8 protein-coding genes and 1 tRNA gene are annotated in these 6,726 nt (G+C 72.7%); 2 read left to right on the top strand and 7 right to left on the bottom strand.

The window, feature by feature from the left end; all coding sequences use genetic code 11:
* The 4 genes from E1291_RS20625 to E1291_RS45150 all read right to left on the bottom strand — a co-directional run.
* On the bottom strand, positions 1 to 418 hold a 418-nt coding region (locus E1291_RS20625; RefSeq protein ID WP_131739473.1), incomplete at its 3' end, for a phytoene desaturase family protein.
* Positions 419 to 490: 72 nt separating this feature from the next.
* Entirely contained in the window at positions 491 to 1,303 is an 813-nt protein-coding gene (gene fdhD / locus E1291_RS20620) for a formate dehydrogenase accessory sulfurtransferase FdhD (protein ID WP_131739472.1), read from the bottom strand.
* Between the two features lie 119 nt (positions 1,304 to 1,422).
* On the bottom strand, positions 1,423 to 2,049 hold the full coding sequence (locus E1291_RS20615; protein WP_131739471.1) for a trimeric intracellular cation channel family protein: 627 nt from the start codon (positions 2,047 to 2,049) through the stop codon (positions 1,423 to 1,425).
* Positions 2,050 to 2,077: 28 nt separating this feature from the next.
* A complete protein-coding gene (locus E1291_RS45150) occupies positions 2,078 to 2,392 on the bottom strand; it encodes a DUF3099 domain-containing protein (RefSeq protein ID WP_370771009.1) in 315 nt (104 codons plus the stop codon).
* A gap of 30 nt (positions 2,393 to 2,422) precedes the next feature.
* On the opposite strand from E1291_RS45150, the gene E1291_RS20605 reads away from it, so the two are divergent.
* Together E1291_RS20605 and E1291_RS20600 are read left to right on the top strand one after the other, a co-directional pair.
* On the top strand, positions 2,423 to 2,815 hold the full coding sequence (locus E1291_RS20605; protein ID WP_131739470.1) for a DUF6247 family protein: 393 nt from the start codon (positions 2,423 to 2,425) through the stop codon (positions 2,813 to 2,815).
* Entirely contained in the window at positions 2,812 to 3,060 is a 249-nt protein-coding gene (locus E1291_RS20600) for a type II toxin-antitoxin system RelE family toxin (protein ID WP_131739469.1), read from the top strand. Before E1291_RS20605 ends, E1291_RS20600 begins: the two co-directional genes overlap by 4 nt.
* An 11-nt stretch (positions 3,061 to 3,071) precedes the next feature.
* Here the strand turns inward: E1291_RS20600 and E1291_RS20595 are convergent, their stop codons facing one another.
* The 3 genes from E1291_RS20595 to E1291_RS20585 all read right to left on the bottom strand — a co-directional run bounded on the left by E1291_RS20595 (position 3,072) and on the right by E1291_RS20585 (position 6,656).
* Positions 3,072 to 4,268: a methyltransferase domain-containing protein gene (locus E1291_RS20595; protein WP_131739468.1), complete on the bottom strand. Its 1,197-nt coding sequence runs from the start codon at positions 4,266 to 4,268 to the stop codon at positions 3,072 to 3,074.
* 246 nt (positions 4,269 to 4,514) lie between these two features.
* Positions 4,515 to 6,179, bottom strand: coding sequence for a TROVE domain-containing protein (locus E1291_RS20590; protein ID WP_131739467.1), 1,665 nt, complete (start codon positions 6,177 to 6,179; stop codon positions 4,515 to 4,517).
* 381 nt (positions 6,180 to 6,560) lie between these two features.
* Positions 6,561 to 6,656 (bottom strand) — tRNA-Sec (locus tag E1291_RS20585).
* Positions 6,657 to 6,726: the final 70 nt, after the last annotated feature.

Genomic DNA, 6,726 nt, shown 5'->3' with positions numbered 1-6,726 from the left:
CTAGGGCGCGCAGCAGTTCCTCGCCCATCTCCTCCCACATCCCGTACAGCCGCAGCCAGGCCGCGCCGTCGCCCGCGCCGAGCGCGTCGAGACCGGCCGCGGTCGCCCGCGGGTCGCGTTCCAGCACGGCGGCGCGCCCGTCGGGCAGGGGGTGGGCGAGCACGGCGGGCGCGTGCCGCCAGCGCAGCCCGTACCGTTCGAGGTCGAGCGCCCGCATGGCGGGGGACGCGACGCCCAGCGGGTAGAACGCGCTGCACAGGTCGCTGACGTAGTCGGGGTGCACGCCCCGGTCGCTGCGCACGGCCCCGCCCGGCTCGGGCTGGGCCTCCAGGACCTCCACGTCCCAGCCCGCGTCGGCGAGGACGTTGGCCGCGACGAGACCGTTGGGCCCGGCTCCGATGATCACGGCGTCCGGCATGACCACCACCCTAGGGGGTCGGCCCGGCGGGCGTGCCGGCCCGCTCACCCCGCGATGCCCACCCGGCGGTCCTCACCCGGCGATGCGCTCCGCGCCCGCGTAGACGTTCATCGTCTCCCCGCGCAGGAAGCCGACCAGCGTCATCCCCGCGTCCGCGGCGAGGTCGACCGCGAGCGACGACGGCGCCGACACCGCCGCCAGCACCGGGATCCCGGCCTGCATCGCCTTCTGGGTCAGCTCGAACGAGGCCCGCCCGCTCACCATGAGCACGCGCCCGGCGAGCGGCAGCAGGCCCTCGCGCAGCGCCCAGCCGACCACCTTGTCCACCGCGTTGTGCCGGCCGACGTCCTCGCGCAGCGCCAGCAGGGTCCCCTCGGCGTCGAATAGCCCGGCCGCGTGCAGCCCGCCCGTCCGGTCGAACACGCGCTGCCGTTCGCGCAGCCGCTCCGGCAGCGCGGCCAGCACGTCCGGGGTGAGCCGGACGGGATCCGCCGCGACCTCGTAGGGGCGGTCGGAGCGCAGCGCCTCGATGCTCGACTTCCCGCACACGCCGCACGCGCTCGTCGTCGCGAACGCGCGGGTCATCGAGTCGTCCGGCGCCGGTACCCCGGCCGCCAGATCCACGTCCAGGACGTTCTGCTCGTCGGTGTCGGCGCAGTAGCGCATCGACGCCAGGTCCTCGGCGGACGCGATGACGCCCTCGGCCGCCAGGAAGCCCGCGACGAGGTCGAAGTCGTCCCCCGGCGTCCGCATCGTGATCGTGAGGGGCTTGCCCGCCACCCGGATCTCCAGTGGCTCCTCGACCGCGAGCGTGTCGGGCCGCCGCCCGCGCGCTCCGCTGGTGCTCAGCCTCAGCACTGGCCTGCGCACGGTGATCCGTCCCATGGCCGTGACGGTACCCGCGAAATCGACGCTCAGCGAACAAGTTCGCGGCAGATTGTCCCGTTCCAGATCCTTTTTCGAGCGCGATGCGGCACGCGGGGGCCGCGTCACGTCACCGGAGGCTAATCGGGGACGCCGCGCGGACGGGGCGTGCGCCAGCCGTACCGCATGGCCAGCACCCGCAGCCCGGACGCCAGGACGGCCGCGCCCACGGTGACGGCCCCGCCGCGCAGGTCCGCCGCGGAGGCGGCCGAGACCACGCTGGCGCCGAGCATCGCGGGCAGCGCGTAGAGCTGCCGGTCGTACAGCACCGAGGGGATCTGCCCGCTCAGCATGTCGCGCAGCACGCCGCCGCCCACCGCGGTCACCACGCCGAGCAGCACCGCGTGCAGCGGCGACAGCCCGTGGTCCAGGGCCTTCAGGGTGCCGGTGGCGCAGAAAAGCCCGAGCCCGGCCGCGTCGAACAGCAGCACCGCGGGGAGGAGGCGTGTCACCTGCGGATGCCAGAAGAACACGAGGGCCGACGCCGCCAGCGGCACCAGCACGTAGCCGAGGCTGGTGAACGCCGCGGGCGGCACGGCGCCGATCAGCAGGTCCCGCAGGATCCCGCCGCCGAGCGCGGTGATCTCCGCGAGCACCACCATCCCGACGACGTCCAGCCGCTGCCGGACGGCCGCCAGCGCCCCGGACACCGCGAAGACGAAGATGCCGGCCAGGTCCAGGAGCCAGGGGACGCCCGGGCCCGTCATGCCGCCCTCCTCACGTCCGCGGGGCGGTTCAGTCCCGCCGGTCCGTCCGGTCGATGTTCCAGTTGGCCACGACGGCCGCGAACGGCGGGATGACCATCGCCACCACCGACATCGCGACCGCGGCGGCCGGCGAGAACAGGCGGACGACCGACCAGGCGAGCACGAACAGGACCAGGCACGTCCCCATCATGATCCCGTACGCCACCCTGCGACGCCTCATAATGTCACCGTACGCCGCCCGCCCCGCTCCCGGCCCCCGCAGACCCCGCCACTGTCGCGCACTTGTGCGAGCCCGTTGGACTTGTGACGAGCGACCCGCACAAGTTCCTTGCGAACCCGCCATCACCTGACCGTGCCACCTACACTCGGACGCATGAGCGCCCAGCCCCTGCACGAGGAGCCGGACCCGCAGGACCCTGCGGTGATCCTGCGCACGCTCCCCGCAAGGGAACGCGTCGCCTTCCAGGCCGAGTACCGGGAACGCGCCCAGGCCGCCGCCGATGACATCGCCCGCTTCCCAGACCTCCGAGCCTTCCTGCAACGCTGGGCGCTCCGCGCGAGCCTGATGAGTCGCGACCCGGATCGGCGGCCCGGCCTCTACGAGGAGATCGACGCCCTGGCAGAGGAGGTCCGAGCCGGCACCGCCGAGACGTTCCCGATCCAGGACGTCATCGCCGAACGTTTTGGCCTCACCCCTGACGAAGCCGAAGCGTTCTGGCAGGAACGGCTCACGGCCGCCCAGGGAGCGCGCGACAATCGCATGTGACCTATCGCGTGGAGCTGAGCCGCCACGTCCTTAAGCAGCTCGCAGACCTGCCTCTTAGTGTCCAGGTCGCGCTCGCGGAGACGCTGGCCGTCGTCGCGGTCGCACCGTACGACCCCACGACCAGTGACCCAACCGTGGTCGAGGGCGTCCGGCAGGCGGGGTTCGCCGAGGTGGGCCTCGTCGAGTACCTGATCTGGGATGACCTGCTCGTGGTGGTCGCGCTGAACCTCTTGTGGGGCGGCTGAGCCGCCGCTCCTCATCCCTGCGAGGGTTCGCGGCATGGTCTTGGGGGTTCAGGGGTGATGATGTTGGTGGGGGTATCGAGCCAGAGCACTTGGCCCTGCTGGTCGGCTGTTACGCCGAAGCGGGAGCGGGCGGGGCGACCCCAGGACACCCAGCGCAGGTAGGCGTGGGCGACTTCGTCCCAGAGCCGGCGCGGACCCGCTTGGAGCACGTGGTGCTCGGGGCCCGATGTCCGGCGCACCAGTGCCCAGGAGGTCGCGGCCACGTCCGCCAGTCGGAGTTCGAAGGCTCCGCCGCGGGTCCGGGAGCCGCCCTGGACGTCGGGGAGCATCCCGGCGATCGCGGCGTCGGCGCCGTAGCTGTCGCTCACCACTCGGCGCGGGTCCAGGCGTGTGCCGGTTTCCGTGGCGCCGCCGAGGTCGTCGGGCAGCCGGAGTCGCGTCCGGTGGGCGCGCAGCAGCATGTAGTTCGCGGTGCCGGACAGAGGGCCGATCGCGCGGCCGTCGCCGGTCGCGGTCAGCAGGAGCTTGTGGCCGTCGCCGAACTCGGGCACCCACGGGGCCACGATGCGTCCGCCGGGCCGGGTCTGCTCCACCCACGCGTACGGGACGTGGTTGACGGCGCAGGTGGCGTGGACGCCGTCGAACGGGGCCCGCTCCGGGGCCCCGTCGGCTCCCTCGCCGGTGATGACCGCTGCCTCGACCCCGGCTCGGGCCAGCCTCTCGCGCGCGCCGGAGGCCAGGGCGGGGTCGATCTCGACGGTGGTGACCTCGGCGCCGAGCGCCGTCAGCAGCGCCGCCGTCCAGCCGGTGCCGGTCCCGATCTCCAGGACCCGCTCGCCGGGCAGGGCGTCGAGGAGCTCCAGGAAGGCGACCACCGCGCCCGGTGACGACAGCGAGGACGTGGCCTCGTCCTTCCCTGCGGCGGGGTCGGCGGCGCCGTCGGCGGCCTGGGTGACGATGGAGGCGTCACTGTAGACGGCCTCCCACCAGCCGGCGGCGTCGGTGTCACGGTCGATGGTGCGACGCGACCCGGGGCCGTCAGGGGCGCACCATCCGCGCCGCGGGGCGAACAGATGCCGGGGAGCGGCGTGCAGGGTGGCCCGGACCCGTGAAGACGACAGCCATCCCTGCGCCTGGAGCCCGTCGGCGAGCGCGTCGATCCGCGCCGCCACCTCCGGCTCGGCGGCCTCCACCGTCGAAGAGGTCATCGGTGTGTTACTTCCCCTTGCCCTTCTCGTCTTTCTCCGGTGGCGGAACGGGCCGGCCCGGCTGGTGGGAGTCCTGATCGCTCTTGTCGTCGTGCGCGCCCATCGGGTGCCCTTCTCGGGGAGCGGAGCAACGCCGCGACCGTACCCCTCGGTGCCGCTTGATCGCCGAGGAAGCGACGACAAGCTCTCGGTGGGGATAGGGGCGCTCCGCCGCCGCGAGGCGCCCCCCGGTGCACATCCGACCGTTCACTCCCACGGCCATCTGGCCGCCGGGGCGCGGCGTGCCTCCAGTAGTTCGATCAGCCGGAACGCCGAGTCCGACAGGCCGCCGAGCGTGTGCCGGTTCCCGGCGCCGGACGGCGCGGCGCCGGCCCGGTAGCCGCCGAAGTTCCACATGTACAGCGGCGTCGACGCGGGGATCAGGTCGTCGATCGGGCGGGCCGGGCCGCCGCCGCCCCACTCGGCGCCGTTGGACGGCAGCCATCCGGGGCGGGTCTGCTCGTCGGTGACGATCACGACCCGGTCGTGGCCGCGCAGGTGCGCGTCGACCGCCGACGGGACGTCGGTGCCGCTGAGCCGCCGGAACCGCTCGACGACCTTCAGAACGGACTCGCCCCGGCCGAACCGCACGGGACCGTTCTCGATACCGAACTCGACCAGGTCCGCGTGCGCCGCGCGCAGCGCGAGCGCGGCGCCGAACAACGCGGCGGCGTCCGCCCACGGCATCGAGGACCGCTCGGAGAACTTCTGGCCCCACATCGACGGGGAGCGGTCGACCAGGACGAGCGTCCTGCCGGGCAGGCTCGGCACGTTCGCGAGCGAGTGCCCCAGGGCCTGCTCGAGCGGCCACGACCACCGCAGGGACGGCGCGGCGCGGTAGGCGGACAGGAACCGGAACGGGAGCATCCGTGAGCGGCGCACCTGCTCGCCGTCGGCCAGGCGCTCGGCGATCCGGGCCGCGGCCTGGTCCGAGACACCGGCCTTGTCGAAGTTCCGCAGGTTCCTGGTCAGTGCCATCAGCCCCATGGAGGGGATCAGCGCCTCCCACACCTTCGCGTTCATCGGGCCTTGCAGCCACCCGGCGATCTGCTCCCAGGTCATGCCGGCGTCCTTGAGGACCAAGGCGGCCTGGTCCCGGTCGAACAGCGCGCGGCGCTCGGCGACCGGCCACGACAGCAGCTCGGCGCGGTTGGCGAGGGTGACGAGCGAGGCGGGGATGGTGTCGCCGCGTCCGTGCCGGCGGTCGATGAGGTGCGCGAAGAGGTCGCCCTGCGCGAGGGTCCGGGCGGTGGGGTGCGTCAGCTCGAGGAGGTCACCGAACCGGTAGCCGCCGCCGGCGTCGTACTTGATGGCGGCGCGCTCGTCGAACAGGCGGGCGATCGCGTCGGCGACGCCGCGCTTGACGGGCTTGGGGATGTTGCGGCCGTACTTGCCGGTCCAGTAGGCGACCATCTCGCCGGGCTCGTCCGGACGCTGTAGCACCGAGTCGATGACGCGGCGATTGGTGAAGGCGGAGGAGCCGGGGTGGCCGTCCTCGGACGTGCCCGTGACGGGACGGTCCCCGGCCTCGCCGGCGTCGAGACGGCCCTTGACGTACTCGGCAGCGCCGACGATCGCGGCGGAGCGCAGGTGCCCCTCGGAGCGGAGCCAGCCGAGCATCCCGGCGGTCCATGCCGGGTCCTCGACGGCGAGCCTGCGGACGAGGCCGGTGTAGCGGTCGTCGCGGTCGCGGGCCTTCTCGTAAAAGGCGTCGTCCCCGACGGTGTTGGTGATGGCCAGGAGGAACAGCTCGCTCTTGGCGTTGCGGAGGTAACCGGGGCCGCCTTCGCCGGTGAGGGTCGCGGGGGTGCTCTCGGTCTTGACGGGGCTGCTGACGGCGGGGCGGGCGCCCGCGCGGTTGAACCTGCCCATGGAAAAGAGCTCCTTCCATATCGCACCGGAAGGAGCCCCGCAGAAGTGTGCGCCCGAGATCAAGTCGGCGAAGGAGACGTAGTGACTTGGGCCGCTAGTCGACACCGACCCTGAGTCGGCGGCGGGATTCGAACCCGCGTCTCTCCCGTGGAAGAGGAAGTATCCCTTGCCTGCGCACCGGGCACGCGCTCTGAAGTTGTGTCCTCCCGAGATCAATGTCGGCACCGGCGCGATTCGCCGAATGAAGTGGCCGGAACCTTGGCAGTGGGAGGTGCTGCGCCTCATGGTACATCTGTGCGGTGCGGTGACGCATGGGATTTAGCGGCGTATCAACACTGCGCCTCGAACCAATTCGGGACGACGAGCAGGCATCGACGCAGGTGGCGGAGGCGCACGGGAATCGAACCCGCCGTCCCGAGGTGCTCGGGACCATCGGCTTTGAAGGCCGTGGAGGCCACCAGGCGCTCGCCCGCCTCCGCGGCGAGCTTAGTGCCTCGCCCGGCGCGGGGGGCGTTCGTGGACGCGTCCAGTGCCGTCCACTTCTTGA

Source organism: Actinomadura roseirufa (assembly GCF_900659635.1).
GTDB classification, from domain to species: domain Bacteria; phylum Actinomycetota; class Actinomycetes; order Streptosporangiales; family Streptosporangiaceae; genus Spirillospora; species Spirillospora roseirufa.
Note: the sequence above shows the minus strand (reverse complement) of the source record. Positions and strands in the feature narration are given on the sequence as shown.